Source organism: Rhizobium sp. 268 (genome assembly GCF_036571585.1).
GTDB classification, from domain to species: Bacteria; Pseudomonadota; Alphaproteobacteria; order Rhizobiales; family Rhizobiaceae; genus Rhizobium; species Rhizobium redzepovicii.
Genome location: NZ_JAPPSO010000004.1, coordinates 347,894 through 363,879 on the forward strand (window position 1 = coordinate 347,894; position 15,986 = coordinate 363,879).

Consider the following 15,986-nt stretch of genomic DNA (forward strand, 5'->3'; position numbering starts at 1 on the left):
ATGCAATTTCGTGTGCCTCGCATCCAGAAGCGAAGGCAATGGCGCCGGTGTCCGCCCCGTCCTTCTAGGCTTCGGCCTCCGGCTTCCGCACCTCTGGATGAGGGCTGATCGATGGCCGCGCCAGACGACAAAATCCATGCCCGGCTATCGAATCTACCCGCTCGTCCCGGTTCGGCACGGAATCCCTCTATGGCACAGCCGTGCAAGGAACCGCTAACTTTTCGTCAAGTATCTGAATCTTCGACATTTCCCGACTTCGATGCGGGCATGTCGAAATAATCCCGCTTGCTTTTTGCCCGAAAAGCTGGCACCAATTCACCTACTCGGGCATTTGCATGCCGGTGACTGGACTGATGTGGTAATCCCTTCCGTTTGGAAGGCGGCGCGGGACTACCCGCCTACGTAGACGTTCTTTCCCCGTACGTGACTTCTCCGACTGACCCTTCGTCCCAATCGATCGGGGCGAAAGCTAAAGCCGTCCGCTTCCTCTCGGGGGCGCGGATACTACACAGACTAAGGGAAAAGGACGATCCCAATGGCCACCAAGGGCACCGTAAAATTCTTCAACCAGGACAAGGGTTTTGGTTTCATCACGCCGGACGGCGGCGCAAAGGACGTTTTCGTCCATATCTCTGCGCTGCAGGCTTCTGGAATCCAGTCGCTGCGCGAAGGCCAGCAGGTTACCTTCGACACCGAGCCGGACCGCATGGGCAAGGGCCCGAAGGCCGTAAACATCTCGGCTTCGTAAGTTAGACTTTCCGCTTCGGCGGCATGAACGGCGCTCCGCAAGGGGCGCCGTTTCTGTTTGCGTGAACGCCATTTGTCGATCTCACCGCCGGATGTTATATGCGCGCTGAAGAGATGATCCCGCCCCATGGCGGTGCGGCGCCCATGCGGCCCCCAGAGAACAACGAATTATGGAACGTCGATGACGCAGAAGAGCCCGATTTTCGCGGTCGCCCCGATGATCGACTGGACGGATCGGCATTGCCGTTATTTCCATCGCCAGATCAGCCGGCAGGCGCTGCTCTATACCGAGATGGTGGTGGCCGATGCGATCATCCATGGTCCGCGCGACCGGTTGCTCGGCCATGACGCAGCGGAACATCCGCTGGCCCTGCAACTCGGCGGATCGGATCCGGCCAAGCTTGCCGAAGCGGTGAAGATATCGGAATCCTACGGTTATGACGAAATCAACCTCAATGTCGGCTGCCCCTCCGACCGGGTGCAGTCGGGCACCTTCGGCGCGTGCCTGATGCTGACGCCGGAAACGGTGGCCGAATGCATCGCGGCGATGAAGAGGGTCGCAACCGTGCCGGTGACGGTGAAATGCCGGATCGGCGTCGACGAGCAAGAGCCGGAACAGGCCCTGCCGGAGTTGATCACCCGCGTTCTCGATGCCGGCGCCGACGCGATCTGGATCCATGCCCGCAAAGCCTGGCTGAAGGGCCTGAGCCCCAAGGAAAACCGCGAGATCCCACCGCTCGACTATGAGATCGTCTACCGGATGAAACAGCGGTGGCCCGATGTCCTCATCGGCATCAACGGCGGCATCCGCACGCTTGATGAAGCCGCCGCCCATCTCGCCCATGTCGACGGCGTCATGCTTGGCCGCGTAGCCTATCAGAATGCGGCGATCCTTGCCGAAGTCGACCAGCGCTTCTTCGGCGCTCCCGCGGGAGAACCGGACTGGGAAGACCTGCGCGACCGGATGATGATCTATGCCGAGCGCCATATCGCCAGTGGCGGTCGGCTGCAGCACGTGGCCCGCCACATGGTCGGCCTGTTCACCGGCCTGCCCGGCGCCAGGCGCTACCGCCAGATCCTGTCGACCGACGCGGCCAAAAGCGGTGCCGGGCCGGAGGTGCTGGCCGCAGCTTTTGCGGCAGTGGATTTTTCGGGAGTGGAGCAGGAGGCGGTCAGCGCCTGACGGAACGTGACGTCTTTGTCACGACGTCCGCGCCACCGGCAGCAAGGTCTTCTTTTCGATCCGACCCGCCACCGAGAACACCAGTATCTCCGTATCCCGGTCGATCCTGCTGCCATCCATCAGCCTGACGATATCGTCGACACCGCCGACCGGACTGCCGTCGATGGCGAGGATGTAATCGCCCTCCTGCAGCCCTCCCTTTGCTGCCGGTCCGTCCGGCTCGACGCGCCGGATGCGAACGGAGGTCGTCTGCACCGTGCCAGCCGCAAGCGCGACGCGGCGCGGCAGCACGATCGTATCGCCTGCGATACCGATGAAGGCGCGCCTGACCCGGCCGTAGCGGAGAATTTCCGAAACGACAAAATTGGCGGTATTCGACGCTACGGCAAAAGCGATGCTCTGCGCGCCCTGGATGACGGCGGTATTGACGCCGATGACCTCCCCGCTGGAAGACACCAGCGGCCCGCCTGAGTTGCCGGGATTGAGCGCCGCATCGGTCTGGATGACATCCTCCATCAGGCGGCCGCTGGCTGCCCGCATCGACCGGCCGAGCGCCGAGACGATGCCGGCGGTGACAGTCCATTCGAAACCGAGCGGGTTTCCGATCGCGATGGCGATATGGCCTCGGCGCAACCGCTGGGAATCTCCGAGCCTCGCCCAGGCGCCGGTGCTTGTGTCGGCGCGAATGACGGCGATATCGGTATCGACATCGCGGCCCAACACCCGGCCCTCCGTAACGAAGCCGTCGGGCGTGGTAATGCGGACGACTTTGGCGTCGTCGACGACATGGCTGTTGGTAATGATCAGGCCGTCTGGCGAGACGGCGAAGCCCGACCCATGCCCCTGCCGGCCACCGACCCTCTCGATCCGGCTGACGGCCGGCCCGACCGTGTCGACTGCTGCTGCGATCGATTGTGAATAGGCATCGATCAGCGCCCCATTATTCTGAGGCGCTATCGCTTTGTCCATGTAACCCATGATTTGATCCTCAGGCGGGAATAACCGTCTTCCGCGGCCCAAGCGGTCTTGGTTGCGACGGTTCGCCATCATACTGTTGTTGAGGATTAGATGGTTGGGCCTCGAACGCGGTTCAAGTGAGCGAGGGTAGCTCCCGCAATTGCGATAGCACGCGAGCATAACTAGGCGGACAGCTATATCGAACTACCCGGACAGATATCTTGAACGAACGGCAAAAAACTGGCTCACTGCAGATGTTCGCCCGTGCAATCCGCTGCCCTCGATACGCTATGACCAGCCTGTTACGGCGACAATGCATCGAACCATACAAACTGCGGTCATATCAATAGAATAGAAACAGGCCTTCAATAACAACATCGAGCCGGCGTTGCCTGCGGCTTAACCTTCTTGCCCAAGCCTCGCGCGGCAGCGCTCGTCGTCTTGCCAATTCTGCCGGCAACGGCGCAAATTTCCGACCGCATCAACCCCACCAACAAGGAAGCTATGAAATGAGCAAAGTCACCACCAAGGACGGCGTCGAGATCTTCTACAAGGATTGGGGGCCGAAGGCCGCTCAGCCGATCATGTTCCATCACGGCTGGCCGCTCTGCTCCGACGACTGGGACGCCCAGATGCTTTACTTTCTCGAGAAGGGCTACCGGGTCGTCGCCCATGACCGGCGCGGCCACGGCCGCTCGACCCAGGTCGGCGAAGGTCACGACATGGATCATTACGCCGCCGATGCCGCAGCCGTCGTCGAGCATCTCGATCTCAGGAACACCGTCCATGTCGGCCACTCCACAGGGGGCGGCGAAGCGACCCACTACGTCGCCCGTCATGGCCAACCCCAGGGCCGCGTCGCCAAGCTCGTCATCATCGGCGCCGTACCGCCCATCATGGTGAAAACGGCTGCTAATCCCGGCGGCCTGCCGATCGAGGTGTTCGATGACCTGCGCAAGCAGCTCGCCGCCAATCGCTCGCAATTCTACCGTGACCTGCCGGCTGGCCCATTCTACAGCTTCAACCGGCCGGGTGCGAAGGTGTCGGAACCGGTCATCAACAATTGGTGGCGCCAGGGCATGATCGGCGGCGCCAAGGCGCACTACGACGGCATCAAGGCCTTCTCGGAAACCGACTTCACCGAAGACCTGAAGATCATCACCGTGCCGACCTTCGTCATGCACGGCGACGATGATCAGATCGTGCCGATCGCCGACTCCGCTTTGCTCTCGTCGAAGCTGCTGCAGAACGCCACGCTGAAGGTCTACGAGAAATTTCCGCACGGCATGTGCACCACCCATGCCGACATCATCAATCCCGACATCCTCGCCTTCATCAAGGGCTGAACGATCAATCCGCCGGGCGCCGATCAGGCGCCCGACGGCCGGCATCACAAAAGGGCGCTGTCGCCGCAGACTGATCGATTGATAGCCGGTGACGCATTTTCTCATGAAACCGTTTTCGCCGATTTGCGTTTAGCGGCCATGACAAGAGAACGTGAACCCTCATCAAAGGCTTACCGGCAGGATCGGTTCGAGAACACCGAGCGAGCTGCCAAGGAAACCATCGAGGCTGAACAGCGGGCCCGCCGGGAGAAAACCAAGCGGCTGAAAGAACTGCGCCTGTCGAAGCAAATCGGCAAGGACCCCACAACCAAGTAGATTTTCTGTCAGGTCGAAACGCTCATCGCTATCATCCCATACCGCGCTGCCTCGCCAGTATCCTTCCGAGTGGGCGCTCCCCGAATTGTTTTGAATATCGGACGTTCGCCCATCTTGCAGAGCAAGGATCGCGAAATTATCTTTTTTTCACCGTTAGCGATTCACGGCATCGAAAGAGGGTAGATTGCGATGTCAGACAAGCTGTTCAGCACGCGTGACGAACCGCTCGCATCCGAAGACCTCGATGTGTGTAGGCGGGTCCATGAAGCGCTGTGTAGCGAGTTCCAGATCGACCGGTCAGGCGAGCAAGCCGACCGCCTCGGCGCTCTTATCATCGAGCTTTACCGGCAAGGCGTGCATGACGAGAGCCAGCTTCGATTGCTGGCCGGCGGGAAGCGAACCTGATAACGCAATTCCGCCGCGCGCTGGAAGAGCATCCTTCAGCCTCCGGCAGGACACGCTCCGCCGGTGGCCGAGCTGCTTTTTACGTTAGCGGATACGCACATAGGTCATCCCTCCCCATCCCAAAATGAAACCAATTGCCTTCCGCTGCGTTATGCCCTGGATACATCCGTTTACCCAAGGTGAGTGAAATGAACAGGTTCGCCATCATTGCGCTGTCGATAGCCACGGCTTTCTCCGGAGTGCCGGCTTCGGCAGGCCCGGTCTTCGTGCCGAACACCATGCAATCGGCTCCGGGGTCAGGTAATGCCGATGCCCGGATTATGACCGTCGGCTGCAGTCCTTACTCCATCGTCTGCTCGCGCTACGGCGAAACCCGCAGATACAACAATAACCGCAGCTACTATCGCGATCGCCACTATGATCGCGACCGCCACTATCGCGACGACCGCTACGGCTGGGATCGCCGCTACGATCGCCGGTATCGTCACCACGACAATAGCGGCGCCATCATCGGCGGCCTGGCTGCCGGCGCCCTCATCGGCGGCATCATCGCCTCGCAGCCGCGCGCCTATTCTTCACCCGGCTACAGCTCGCATGCCGACTATTGCTACAGCCGCTACCGGTCCTATCGCGCCTACGACAACACCTATCAGCCTAATTACGGCCCGCGCCGCCAGTGCCGCTAGCCCGTCTACCCGTCAGCAGCAAGCCTCGCATGAAGATGCGGGGCTTTTTTTGATCTTGCTCGGGCAACGCCTGCGCCATCAGTGACGCCCGCGCCCCAACACAACTCGCTTCCCAACAGCGCCCAGCCGTGCTTGTCTTCCAGCTTGTGAGCCGCGCGGATCGAACCTCTGAATTGCGCCGCCGGCTGGTCTCCCGATCCACACCGCGCCGGCGACCAAGCCTATATTTTGGGCGAACTCCAGCGGCTACGCCAGCACAGATCGGGGTTCCTCAACGGCCTCATTGCTGGTGACCAACGGGGCAGCGGGATCCGATCGCCGGAGTTGATCACCCGTCTGTTCTAGATATGGGACGGCGAATTCTGCGGCAGCATCAGCCTGCGTTTTCAAGCCGGCACCGAGGAACTGCCGTCCGAAGTATCGGGACATGTGGGATACTCCGTCGTGCCGTGGAAACAGCGCAACGGCCACGTGACCACCGCCCTTAAACTGCTGCTGCTGGTCGCGGCAAAGGAAGGCCTCCACCGCCTCCTCATCCTCTGCAACGAGGACAATCATGCCTCGCGGCGCGTGATCGAGCGCAATGGCGGTGAATTGTTTATGCGCGGCCCGCATCCCTCCGACAGGCCCGATCAGCTCAAACTCTATTTCCGGCTGAAGGCAGGAGCCACCGGCTGACGTGAAAATGCGGGACGGATTTCCAGACGGACGGAACACGGGCCTTGCCCGCCTTTGCTCCGTCCGTCCCGTCAGCCTGGGCGGGGCTGAGCGCGCATTTTTTCAATAAGTCGCCGCCGGTGTCGGCTTCTTCTCCGTCCATTGCGGCGGCACGCCGTATTTGGCGGCCACCGCGCCGATCAGTCCGGGCGATCGCCCGAAGGCATCGCAGGCGGCGTATTTCGGTTTTCCGCCGAGCCAGGATTTCATCCGCTGCCCAGACGGCAGCGAGATATCCACACCCTTCGGCTCCCTGCCCTTGATCAGCATCCGGGAAAACTCGCTGCTGAATTTCGACGCCAGGCTATAGGCATCGCCGACTTCGGAAACGCGGGGCGTGTTCTGCAGCGAGTTTGCCCCACGCGACCAGACGATCGCCGCCCGCTGCACGCCACCACTGTCGACGGCCTCCGCCTCGACCGCCAGTCCGCCGAGACCGGCCGGCAGCCGCGGCACGGCGACCGGCAGCACGAAACCGGTACCAACGGTGACGACGGTGGAAACACCAGCCATCGCCTTATTGGTCGGCACGATGTCGGTAACGACGGAGCGAATCGTCAGGTCCGCCGGCTGGCCTGAAGAGACCAGCTGAAATTTGTCGCTGAGCGAAATGCAGAGCGCTCGGTCCAGCGCATTCGCCACCATCACACGGTCCGCGTCCGATTTGACACGGGTCGCGGCGCTGAAAGCGAAGCTCGTCGGCACGATGCTCACCGTATTTGCCGAGATAAGGCGCGTCCCATCGACATAGACGCGCGATTTCGACAACTTGCCCTTCGGCGCGCCGAGATTGCCGTAGGAGGAAAGCGTGCCGGCCTCTTTGAGCGGCACCGAGCTGCATCCTGCCCCTGCCATAGCGAGCGCCATCAACACGGCGAGAGACAAGCCTCTCGGCGCCCATGGCAAAGAAAATGGAAATGGATTGCTGAGCACGCTGTCTGGCCTCCGTCGCCGGTAGCGCATAACCCCGAAAGTCGAAATCGATTTTCGGAAAATTATGCGCGGGTTTAAAGCGCTAGAGCGTCCTTGGCGCGTCTTGTAAGACGCGCGGCGCTCTAGGTGTTTAGTCTCCAGCGAAAGTGGCGGTCGAGAATTGCCGCAACATTACAGGCCGCTTCCGACAGGCGTACGCGTCTATGCGAGTTCGATCGTCACCCGCGTCCCGGCAACACTGCTTTCGATGCCGACTTCGCCGCCATGGTTTGCGGCGACCTGCCTGACGAGGCTGAGGCCGAGACCGGCGCCCTTGCTTCTGGGGGTGACGCGATAGAAGGGCTCGAACACCAATTCGCGATGTTCGGCCGGAATGCCCGGCCCTTCGTCGGCGACGCTGATCCTGTCGCCGCCCGAAACCGCGCGCGAGACCGAAACCGTGATCATACCTCTGTTGCCGCCATGATCGATGGCGTTGCGCACCAGGTTGCTGACCGCCCGCGGCAGGGCGGAAGGGCTTCCGCGGCGTTCAAGCCTATCCGCATCGCTTTGAAAGCAGATCTGGTAACCGCCCGCGATTGCCAGCGGCGCGAGGTCGGCCACCACGGTACGGGCGATGCCGACGAGATCAACCGTTTCGTCAAGATCGACCGCCTGGTCGTTTCGCTCGAAATCGAGGAGGTGCTCGGCCGCCTCGGCCAGCCGCGCCACGTCGTCGAGCATCCGCCGCCGCTCCCGGCCGTCGGGCATCCCGTCGATACGTGTCTGCATGATGGCGATCGGGGTGCGCAGTTCATGCGCAGCATCGATCAGGAAGCGCTGGCGCTTGCGGAATTCATTCTCCAGCCGTTCCAGCGCGCCGTTGAAGGCCGCTACCAGCGGCGACACTTCCCGGGGAATGCCGCTCACGGGAAGGCGTGCGCCCTGCCGGCGCGGGTCGATTGCCGCCGCCTCACGCGCCACCTCGCTGATCCCCCTCAGCGACCGCCCGACGATCCTCGGGACCGCAAAAAACACCGCCGGCAGGGCGATCACCAGAAGCGGCACATAGATCGGATAGGTCTCTGTGAGCATGGTCAGGAAGGTGGCGCTCCGGCTCGGGTTGCCGCCATACATCACCCGCAAAGGCCCGATCCCGGTCTCGACGCTGTCGATCGAGGCACTCTCGCCGACAGATGCGGCACCGCGTATATCGGCCTCCTTGATCAGATACACATAGGGGCCGAGCGCCTGATAGGCCTCCGGCACGGCGCCATAGGAAACCGTCTGCCCGTCCGGCGTCGCCACGACGAACCAGAGCCTGTCGCTCTCGGCCTTGAAGGCGCGAAGACGCGGGCTGTCGGTCATGACGAGCCTGCCTTGAGCATCGCGGGCCAGCGCCTCATCGAGCGCCACAGTCAGCCTGTCTTCCGTGGCGACGTTCGGCGAAAGGATTATCGCCCCATAAATGCAAAGGCCGACGATGACAGCCGCCACCACAGCGACGAAGACGATGCTGAGCTGCCAGCTGAGTCGCCACCACAGCGACGGATTGGCGTCTTGCGCCTTGGCCATCATTCTTCCTTCATGAGATAGCCGACGCCGCGGATATTATGGATCGCGACGCCAGCGCCGGCATCGATCAGTCGCTTGCGCAGCCGCGAAATATGCGCGTCGAGCGCGTTCGACTGGATCTCCTCCTCGTAATTATAAACCGCCGCCTCCAGCGTCGAGCGGAGCACGGTCTTCTCCTTCCGCCTGGCAAGGGCTGCCAATACCAGAAGTTCGCGTCGCGGCAGGTCGAGCGGCACCGTGCCGACCGTGACGCTGAGGTGCAGCGGATCAATCACCATCCGCCCGGCGGCAATCTGCAATTCGGCAAGATCCGGCGCCCGCCGCAGCACCGCCCGCAGCCGTGCCATCAGTTCTTCCACGAGAAACGGCTTGCCAAGATAGTCGTCGGCGCCGAGGTCGAGGCCTTCGACCCGCTCCTTGGGCTCGTTGCGCGCCGTCAGCACGATGATCGGCGTATGTTTTCCGGTCCGCCTCAGCTCCGGAATGAAGCTCAACCCCTCTCCGTCAGGCAGGCGCCGGTCGAGCAGAATCGCGTCGTAGTGGTTCTGCCGCGTCAACTCGACGGCATCGGCCAGATGCATCGTGTGGTCGGTGACGATCCCATGTTTGCCGAGTGCTGCCGACAGTGCCTCGGCCAGTTCCCTCTCGTCTTCTATCAACAATATTCGCATCGCCCGCCTGTGTCTCAGTTTCCCTTTTCTCCGCCACAAGGGTTGCGGCAGCATTGCGGAGCTTGCAAGGCGCCGGTCATGCTGCCGCAATTGTCGAGGTCCAGCACAGAAGATATCCGCGGCGCCTAGAAATCGAGATGATCAGACCTATCCTTCGTCTCCTCACCAGACATGCCCTCTCCGCCTTCATCGTCGCGGCGCTGCTCGCAGCCCCGCTCGCAATACTGCACTCGCTTCACGGAAAAGCGGCGTTCGAGAGCGGCCTCATGATGGAGGTCCGATGACCGTCTGGCCAGCTGCCTCGCAATAGGCCGAGAAGGCCTGAAGATAGGCCTGCACCCTCGAACGGTTCTCCGCCGTCTCGACCGCCCGCAACACCTCGGCCGGTTCCGGCTTCATCAGAGGTAGCCGGAGAAAGATATCCGCTGCGAACCGATCGGTGATGGTGGCAAGGATCGTGCGCAGGCCCTCCAGCATGTCATCGCCCCGATGCGATGCGTGCAGCAGCGCAACGGGCTTGTGGACGATCTGCTCGCCAGAGACCAGCCAGTCGATCGCGTTCTTCAGGCCGCCGGGGATGGATCGCACATATTCCGGGCTGGCGATGATCACCCCGTCGCTCCCAGCGATCGATGCGACGAAATCCCGCACGGCCGCCGGCAGAGCTTCCCCCTCGAGATCGGGCGAGAATACCGGCAAACCTCCCACACCATCGAAGATCGCAATTTCGATATCACTTGGGGCAACGGCGCGGACAGCCCGCAGCATGGCCGTATTGGTGGAATCGCGCCTAGCGCTGCCGGATATTGCGAGAATCTTCATGAGCCCAACAGCGATCGATTGACCGCGGCTGTCAACGCAAAAGGCTGTGGCGCCGCGCGTCTTTTCGGAACGGCAGGCGGCGCGGGAGCGCTTCGAATTGCGCGATTGAGGGAAAGGCAAAAGCGACTTTTGCTTGCACTGGCCGAGCCCGGCGTTAGCTTGGGTTCCAATCCTGACAGCTGCCGAATCGGCGGGAAATACAGATGACGGCTTTGATCGAGGCACGGGGCGTCAGCAAACGCTTCCGGCAGCACAAAAGATTTCCGGGTTTTCTGGGCGCCCTGAAGACGCTGGTGACGAGCGAATATACCGAAGTTCTGGCCGTTTCCGACATCGATTTCGACGTCGCGGCCGGCGAAGCGGTGGGGTATCTCGGCCCCAACGGCGCCGGCAAATCCACGATGATCAAGATGATGACCGGCATCCTCGTGCCGAGCGCCGGCACGCTCTCGGTGCTCGGCCGCACGCCGCATCTGAGCCGCATGGATAATGCTCGCGAAATCGGCGTCGTCTTCGGCCAGCGCAGCCAGCTGTGGTGGGACCTGCCGCTGGTGGACAGTTTTACCTTGCACCAGCGCATCTACGACATACCCGTTGCCCGCTATGCGGATAATCTCCGGCGCTTCAGCGAGCTGCTCGACCTGACGCCCTTTCTCGACCGCGCGGTGCGCCAGCTCAGCCTCGGCCAGCGCATGCGCGCCGAGATCGTCATGTCGCTGCTGCACGATCCGAAAATCCTCTTTCTGGACGAACCGACCATCGGGCTGGATGTGGTCGCCAAGGATGCGGTGCGGCGCTTTCTTGCCGAGATCAACCGCGAGCGCGGTGTGACCATCATCCTCACCACCCACGACCTGCAGGACATCGAGACCATCTGCCCGCGGCTGATCATGGTCGATCACGCCAGGCTGATCTTCGACGGCGAATTGAGGAGCCTGCGCGCCGCTTTGGGTTCGGCCCGGCGGCTGACCCTCGAATTTGCCAGCGACCCCGGGCCGCTGCCGCTCAGCACCGCTTCGCTCGTCAGCGACGAGGGCCTGCGCAAGAACTATCTGATCGAACGCGAAGACGTTTCGCTGGTCAGGATCCTGTCGGAGGTCGGAAGCGACCGCGGCCTCAAGGATGTGGCTTTGCACGAGCCGGACATCGAAGAAGTCATCCGCACCTTTTACCAGGGGCGCAACGCCAGGGCGCGGGCGTCATGAGCGCCTATCTCGCCTTTACCCGGAGTTCCTTCCATTCCCAGCTCGCCTATCGCAATGAGGTCTGGGCCAACATCTTCGGCAAACTGGTGCAAGTCTTCGCCCGCGTCGCCATCTGGCAGGCCGCCTATGCCGGGGTCGGTGCAGTCGTGGTCGACGGCGTCTCGCTGCAGCAGATGGTAACCTATGCGCTGCTCGGCGGCACGGTGATGGGCGCCACCCGGCCTGAAAGGATCATCGGCGAGATCGGCCGGTCGCTCAAAACAGGCGATATCGCTGTCTGGTTGCTGAAGCCGCTATCCTATCCGCTCTATCTCTTCGCCAACGAATGCGGCAGCTTTTTCTATCGGCTGATGACGCAGGTGATCCCAACCATCGCCTTCACCGCATTGTTTTACGGCATGCTACCGCCGGCAAGCCTGTTCCACGCCCTGATGTTCATCGCCTTCTGGGCACTTTCCTTTACGCTCCTATTCCTGATGTCGGCGTTCTTCGGCCTCATCGCCTTCTGGCTGATGACGAGCTTCTCACTCGACTGGATCCTCGGCGCCCTGCTGCAATTGTTCTCCGGCGTACTCGTGCCTTTCTGGTTCTTTCCCGAGCCGCTGGCGACGGTCGCCCGCCATCTGCCCTTCGCCTGGGTCGTCTATTATCCCAATGCCGTCTATCTCGGCCGGCTTTCGACTGCCGACACCTGGCTTCATCTTGGCCTCGGTCTCGGCTGGGCCGGATTGTTCCTCTTGGGCGTCCTTTGGCTATGGCACTCAGCCTCCACCCGCATCACCGTGCAGGGAGGCTGACCGTGCTCCTCCACCACCTCCGCGTCATCCCGTTGCTGGTGCGCATGTATGTCCGCTCGCAGATGGAATATCGCGGCGCCTTCTGGCTCGATCGTCTTGCGCAGATCCTCTCTTACGGCAGCGTCTTCGCCACCATCGGCATCCTGCTAGCGCGATTCGACACGCTCGGCGGCTGGACCTGGCCGGAGTTGGCGCTGTTGTTCAGCTTCCAGCTGCTCGCCTATTCTCTCGGTGCAGCAATGAGCTTCGTGCAACTGCGCGACCTGGAAGAACTGGTGCGGCTTGGCACCTTTGATACGCTGCTGGTCAAGCCATTCAGTCCCTGGGCCTATCTGATCTTTTCCGGTCTCAACATCAGCTACGCCGGCCACGTCATCCTCGCGGTGGCGCTGATGGGCTGGGCCGTCCTATCCGTCGATTTCGGCTGGTCGGTCTGGTCCGTGTCATTCCTCATTGCCACGCTCACCAGCGCGGCGTTGCTGACCGCCTCGTTGATCACGATGATCGGCGCCACGGCACTGATCTGGGTGCGCTCCAATCACTTGTTCTCGATCTTCTTCGGCTTTTGGGAATTGACGCGTTATCCCCTCAACATATTTCCCGGCGGCATTCAGATCACCCTCATCACCGCGGTGCCATTAGCCCTCACCAGTTCGGTTCCCGTCGCCGCCCTGCTCGGCAAACCCGTCCCCATCCTCGGGGACTGGGCCGCGCCTGCGGCTCTGGCGGCCGGCCCGGTCTGGGTGCTGATCGCAATGGCGTACTGGCGCTACGCCACCGGGAAATACCAGGGCGCCGGCGGCTGATCGGGCCGGGTGATTTCCCACGATATCAGGAGGCCAGCGCCGACGATTTCGCTCGGACCTCGAGGAACGCCGCCGTCAGCTTGGCCAGCACCGCCGAGGTGCGCGTGCCGTTGGCTCCGCCGATCGGATCGACGATATGGATTTGCCGGAGATCCTTCATGAAGTCGTCCCAGAGCGGCGGCCCGCCTTCTTCGAGAAGCTGCGCCCGGATGCTCAGCTCCTCGCTGACAGGCAGATGGCGCCGCCCCCAGGCGCCGATCATAGCGAAGACGGGAACAAGCTGGATGGCCGGCTCCTCGAGGCTGTAGATTGCCTTCTGGCTGTGGCTCGGATCGTCCCGCTTGCTGATAAACCCCAGCGAGAGCAGGCGCTTCAGCCTCGCCGCCAGGATGTTGGAGGCGATCCCCTCTTCCGAATGGGTCAGAAGATCGCGGAAATGGCGACGGTTGCCAAACATGATGTCCCGGATGATGATGAGGCTCCACCTGTCGCCCAGCACCTCCATCGTCAGGTTGATCGGGCAGCCCGACCGCAGTTCGATATCCACGACATGCACTCCTAGAAAAAACTGGTTGCAATATAGGATCACTCGTGAGATAACGCAACCGGTTTCAAATCGCAATTAGATGGAGGAGAACATGTCAAAGGTGCGTGTCGCAGGGTTTTCCCTGTCCGTAGATGGTTTCGGTGCGGGTCCGGAACAAAGCATGCAAGATCCGCTCGGCAAACGCGGAGCCGAGATGTTTCAATGGTTTTTCCATACCAGCACTTTCCGCGCGATGCAGGGAAAGGACGACGGTTCACAAGGGATTGACGAGGACTATGCCGCCCGCGGCATGGCGAATTTCGGCGCCTTCATTCTCGGGCGCAACATGTTCGGCCCCATTCGCGGCGATTGGCCTGATGAGAGCTGGAAGGGCTGGTGGGGGCCGAACCCGCCCTATCACGCGCCAACCTTTATCCTGACGCACTACCCGCGCGAACCCCTCGTCATGGAGGGCGGTACGACCTTTCACTTCATCACCGGCGGCATCGAAGATGCACTTAAAAAGGCGAAGGCTGCGGCCGGCGACAAGGACGTGAAAATCGGCGGCGGGGTCAGCACCGTCCGCCAATATCTGCAAGCCGGCCTGATCGACGAATTGCATTTCGCCATCTCGCCCGTCGTGCTCGGCAAGGGAGAAGCGATGTTCGCCGGCATCGACCTGCCCGCCCACGGCTTCCGCGTCGCCGAGCATGTCGCCACTGAACACGCCACACATATCGTGCTGGCAAAATAAACCAGCCGCCGATCTGACTTGATATCGCCTTTGCCAGCGCGCATGCCGCAGGATGTCTGCGGCAAAGATGGCGATGACGACGGTCGGAAGCACCGGCAGCCTAGCCGCATCCAAAGCGTCCGCAACATCAAGACCGAAACCCCGATGCAGAAGATCAGACAATCCTTAGCAGGTGCCGGTCTGACGGCCGTCAATACATCCCGTTGGCCCCTGGAGCCGGCCCGGAACCGTACGTCATCGCACCATTCTAAAATGGCAGTGGTGTTCGCATTTTATAAGCGTAAAATTATATTGTCGGCCATAAGATTTTTCGGCGGGACCGCTTAAGAGTTGCTGCGGGTTCTTGCCGGTCAACGGAGTGCGCGTGATGCTCCAATCCCTGATTTACCTCGACGACCGCGAAATAATCCTCGTCACCGATGCCGTTCGGCAATGGTGCTCCGACAGGAAGGTTGACGTCGACAGCGTCGAAGGACGCCGCGCCGTCACCGCCGCCGTCGATCTTGTCCAGACGACCACCGACCGCGACAGGCTTTTGGCCGAACTGTCGAAGCATCTGGCTCACCAGTAGGGCCATCGATCCATCGAACTTCTTCTAAAGACGCTTTTCAAAAAACGTGTCGGGATATGGGTCGTCATTGAAACGGCCGATCTCAACCCAGCCGCTTCCGCGATAAAGCTGTTGCGCCTCGGAAAGCGCGCTGTTCGTATCCAGGCGCAGGAGCTTGACGGACAGTTCGCGGGCGATGGTCTCGGCGGCCGTCATCAGGCATGTTGCGAGCCCGAGACCACGTGCGGATGGGGCGACCCACAATCTCTTAACCTCTGCGACCTCGCCGCCATCGCCCTTCATTCCAACGCAGCCGATCGGCAGGCCATCGGACATGGCCACCAGAAACGCACCGCGCGGACGGATCATATCCGTGGCATCGGGATCGCGGGACAGCGACACATCGAAACCCTTCTCGAAGCGGCGTGCAAGTTCGCCGTAATATTCGCTTAGGCAATAGCGGGCATCCTCGTGCCGAGGGTCCTTCTCCTCGATCACGATCTGGTCGCGCTTCAGCGAGGAAGCAATCATATCCATGGCGCACAGAAGTTCTTCCGGACGGCGATGGCGCGCCAGAAATGCTTCCGCCTGCGCATTGGAAAGCGCTTCATAGGCTTGAAACTCGGACCGGCCGTTTTCGGTCAATCTGACGACGCGGCGACGTGCGTCCTCAGCGTTCGGCACCGTCTCGATGAGACCCTCCTCTTCCAGGCTGCGCAGCAGGCGGCTCATCAAGCCGGAGTCGAGGCCCAGATAATCGCGGATCGCGGCAACATCCGATTGTCCCCGGCCGATCGAATTGAGCACGCGGGCAGCCCCCAGCGGACGTCCGCGTCCGAGGAACGAGCTGTCGAGAGCCCCGACCTCGGAGGTGACGGCACGGTTGAAGCGACGGACGCGAGAGATAGGATCGCAAACCATATTATCTGACTTAAGTCAGATAACTGCCGCTGTCAATTTGGAGCGCACTGGCCGGTCGCCGGCCTGCAGCTATCTTGCCGATCAGCATCCC

The 15,986-nt window shown here is 61.6% G+C and carries 18 protein-coding genes and 1 pseudogene; 12 read left to right on the plus strand and 7 right to left on the minus strand.

The window, feature by feature from the left end:
* Positions 1 to 535: 535 nt before the first annotated feature.
* Positions 536 to 748 carry a cold-shock protein gene (locus OS035_RS10400; RefSeq protein WP_003540801.1) on the plus strand — a complete coding sequence of 71 codons (213 nt, stop codon included), beginning with the start codon at positions 536 to 538 and terminating at the stop codon, positions 746 to 748.
* Positions 749 to 928: 180 nt separating this feature from the next.
* Entirely contained in the window at positions 929 to 1,930 is a 1,002-nt protein-coding gene (gene dusA / locus OS035_RS10405; protein ID WP_183855160.1) for a tRNA dihydrouridine(20/20a) synthase DusA, read from the plus strand.
* Between the two features lie 18 nt (positions 1,931 to 1,948).
* Here dusA and OS035_RS10410 read toward each other — a convergent pair whose 3' ends face one another.
* Positions 1,949 to 2,908: a S1C family serine protease gene (locus tag OS035_RS10410; protein WP_097625918.1), complete on the minus strand. Its 960-nt coding sequence runs from the start codon at positions 2,906 to 2,908 to the stop codon at positions 1,949 to 1,951.
* Between the two features lie 488 nt (positions 2,909 to 3,396).
* Here OS035_RS10410 and OS035_RS10415 point away from each other — a divergent pair, with 488 nt between their 5' ends.
* From OS035_RS10415 to OS035_RS10435, 5 genes and pseudogenes are all read left to right on the plus strand, one after another.
* Positions 3,397 to 4,233, plus strand: coding sequence for an alpha/beta fold hydrolase (locus OS035_RS10415; RefSeq protein ID WP_097625919.1), 837 nt, complete (start codon positions 3,397 to 3,399; stop codon positions 4,231 to 4,233).
* Positions 4,234 to 4,314: 81 nt separating this feature from the next.
* Complete coding sequence (locus OS035_RS10420; protein ID WP_375166047.1) at positions 4,315 to 4,548, plus strand: hypothetical protein; 234 nt, start codon at positions 4,315 to 4,317, stop codon at positions 4,546 to 4,548.
* 189 nt (positions 4,549 to 4,737) lie between these two features.
* Entirely contained in the window at positions 4,738 to 4,953 is a 216-nt protein-coding gene (locus OS035_RS10425; RefSeq protein ID WP_097625921.1) for a hypothetical protein, read from the plus strand.
* Between the two features lie 188 nt (positions 4,954 to 5,141).
* Positions 5,142 to 5,639, plus strand: coding sequence for a BA14K family protein (locus OS035_RS10430; RefSeq protein WP_097625922.1), 498 nt, complete (start codon positions 5,142 to 5,144; stop codon positions 5,637 to 5,639).
* A 177-nt stretch (positions 5,640 to 5,816) separates the two neighbouring features.
* Positions 5,817 to 6,317: pseudogene (locus tag OS035_RS10435) on the plus strand (GNAT family N-acetyltransferase); the annotation flags it as partial.
* A 102-nt stretch (positions 6,318 to 6,419) separates the two neighbouring features.
* Here OS035_RS10435 and OS035_RS10440 read toward each other — a convergent pair.
* From OS035_RS10440 to OS035_RS10455, 4 genes are all read right to left on the minus strand, one after another.
* Positions 6,420 to 7,319, minus strand: coding sequence for a DUF3313 domain-containing protein (locus OS035_RS10440; RefSeq protein WP_097625923.1), 900 nt, complete (start codon positions 7,317 to 7,319; stop codon positions 6,420 to 6,422).
* A gap of 171 nt (positions 7,320 to 7,490) precedes the next feature.
* A complete protein-coding gene (locus OS035_RS10445) occupies positions 7,491 to 8,843 on the minus strand; it encodes a sensor histidine kinase (RefSeq protein WP_183779469.1) in 1,353 nt (450 codons plus the stop codon).
* Positions 8,843 to 9,514, minus strand: coding sequence for a response regulator transcription factor (locus OS035_RS10450; RefSeq protein ID WP_097625925.1), 672 nt, complete (start codon positions 9,512 to 9,514; stop codon positions 8,843 to 8,845). Before OS035_RS10450 ends, OS035_RS10445 begins: the two co-directional genes overlap by 1 nt.
* A 264-nt stretch (positions 9,515 to 9,778) precedes the next feature.
* Entirely contained in the window at positions 9,779 to 10,336 is a 558-nt protein-coding gene (locus OS035_RS10455; RefSeq protein ID WP_183779471.1) for an NADPH-dependent FMN reductase, read from the minus strand.
* A gap of 203 nt (positions 10,337 to 10,539) precedes the next feature.
* On the opposite strand from OS035_RS10455, the gene OS035_RS10460 reads away from it, so the two are divergent.
* From OS035_RS10460 to OS035_RS10470, 3 genes are read left to right on the plus strand one after another with little or no spacing between them, the layout of a single operon-like run.
* Positions 10,540 to 11,541, plus strand: a complete 1,002-nt coding sequence (locus tag OS035_RS10460; protein WP_183779473.1) for an ABC transporter ATP-binding protein — start codon at positions 10,540 to 10,542, stop codon at positions 11,539 to 11,541.
* Positions 11,538 to 12,338: an ABC transporter permease gene (locus tag OS035_RS10465; RefSeq protein ID WP_097625927.1), complete on the plus strand. Its 801-nt coding sequence runs from the start codon at positions 11,538 to 11,540 to the stop codon at positions 12,336 to 12,338. The genes OS035_RS10460 and OS035_RS10465 overlap by 4 nt, the downstream gene beginning before the upstream one ends.
* Positions 12,296 to 13,144 (plus strand): ABC transporter permease, encoded by an 849-nt coding sequence (locus tag OS035_RS10470; RefSeq protein ID WP_179867122.1) that lies wholly within the window; start codon positions 12,296 to 12,298, stop codon positions 13,142 to 13,144. The genes OS035_RS10465 and OS035_RS10470 overlap by 43 nt, the downstream gene beginning before the upstream one ends.
* 25 nt (positions 13,145 to 13,169) lie before the next feature.
* Here the strand turns inward: OS035_RS10470 and OS035_RS10475 are convergent, their stop codons facing one another.
* Positions 13,170 to 13,691 (minus strand): winged helix-turn-helix transcriptional regulator, encoded by a 522-nt coding sequence (locus OS035_RS10475; RefSeq protein ID WP_097625929.1) that lies wholly within the window; start codon positions 13,689 to 13,691, stop codon positions 13,170 to 13,172.
* Positions 13,692 to 13,782: 91 nt separating this feature from the next.
* On the opposite strand from OS035_RS10475, the gene OS035_RS10480 reads away from it, so the two are divergent.
* Both OS035_RS10480 and OS035_RS10485 read left to right on the plus strand, forming a co-directional pair.
* On the plus strand, positions 13,783 to 14,424 hold the full coding sequence (locus OS035_RS10480; RefSeq protein WP_131711771.1) for a dihydrofolate reductase family protein: 642 nt from the start codon (positions 13,783 to 13,785) through the stop codon (positions 14,422 to 14,424).
* Positions 14,425 to 14,791: 367 nt separating this feature from the next.
* A complete protein-coding gene (locus OS035_RS10485) occupies positions 14,792 to 14,995 on the plus strand; it encodes a hypothetical protein (RefSeq protein ID WP_097625931.1) in 204 nt (67 codons plus the stop codon).
* Positions 14,996 to 15,019: 24 nt separating this feature from the next.
* On the opposite strand, the gene OS035_RS10490 is transcribed toward OS035_RS10485, so the two are convergent.
* Positions 15,020 to 15,895, minus strand: coding sequence for a bifunctional helix-turn-helix transcriptional regulator/GNAT family N-acetyltransferase (locus OS035_RS10490; protein WP_097625932.1), 876 nt, complete (start codon positions 15,893 to 15,895; stop codon positions 15,020 to 15,022).
* Between the last annotated feature and the right edge of the window lie 91 nt (positions 15,896 to 15,986).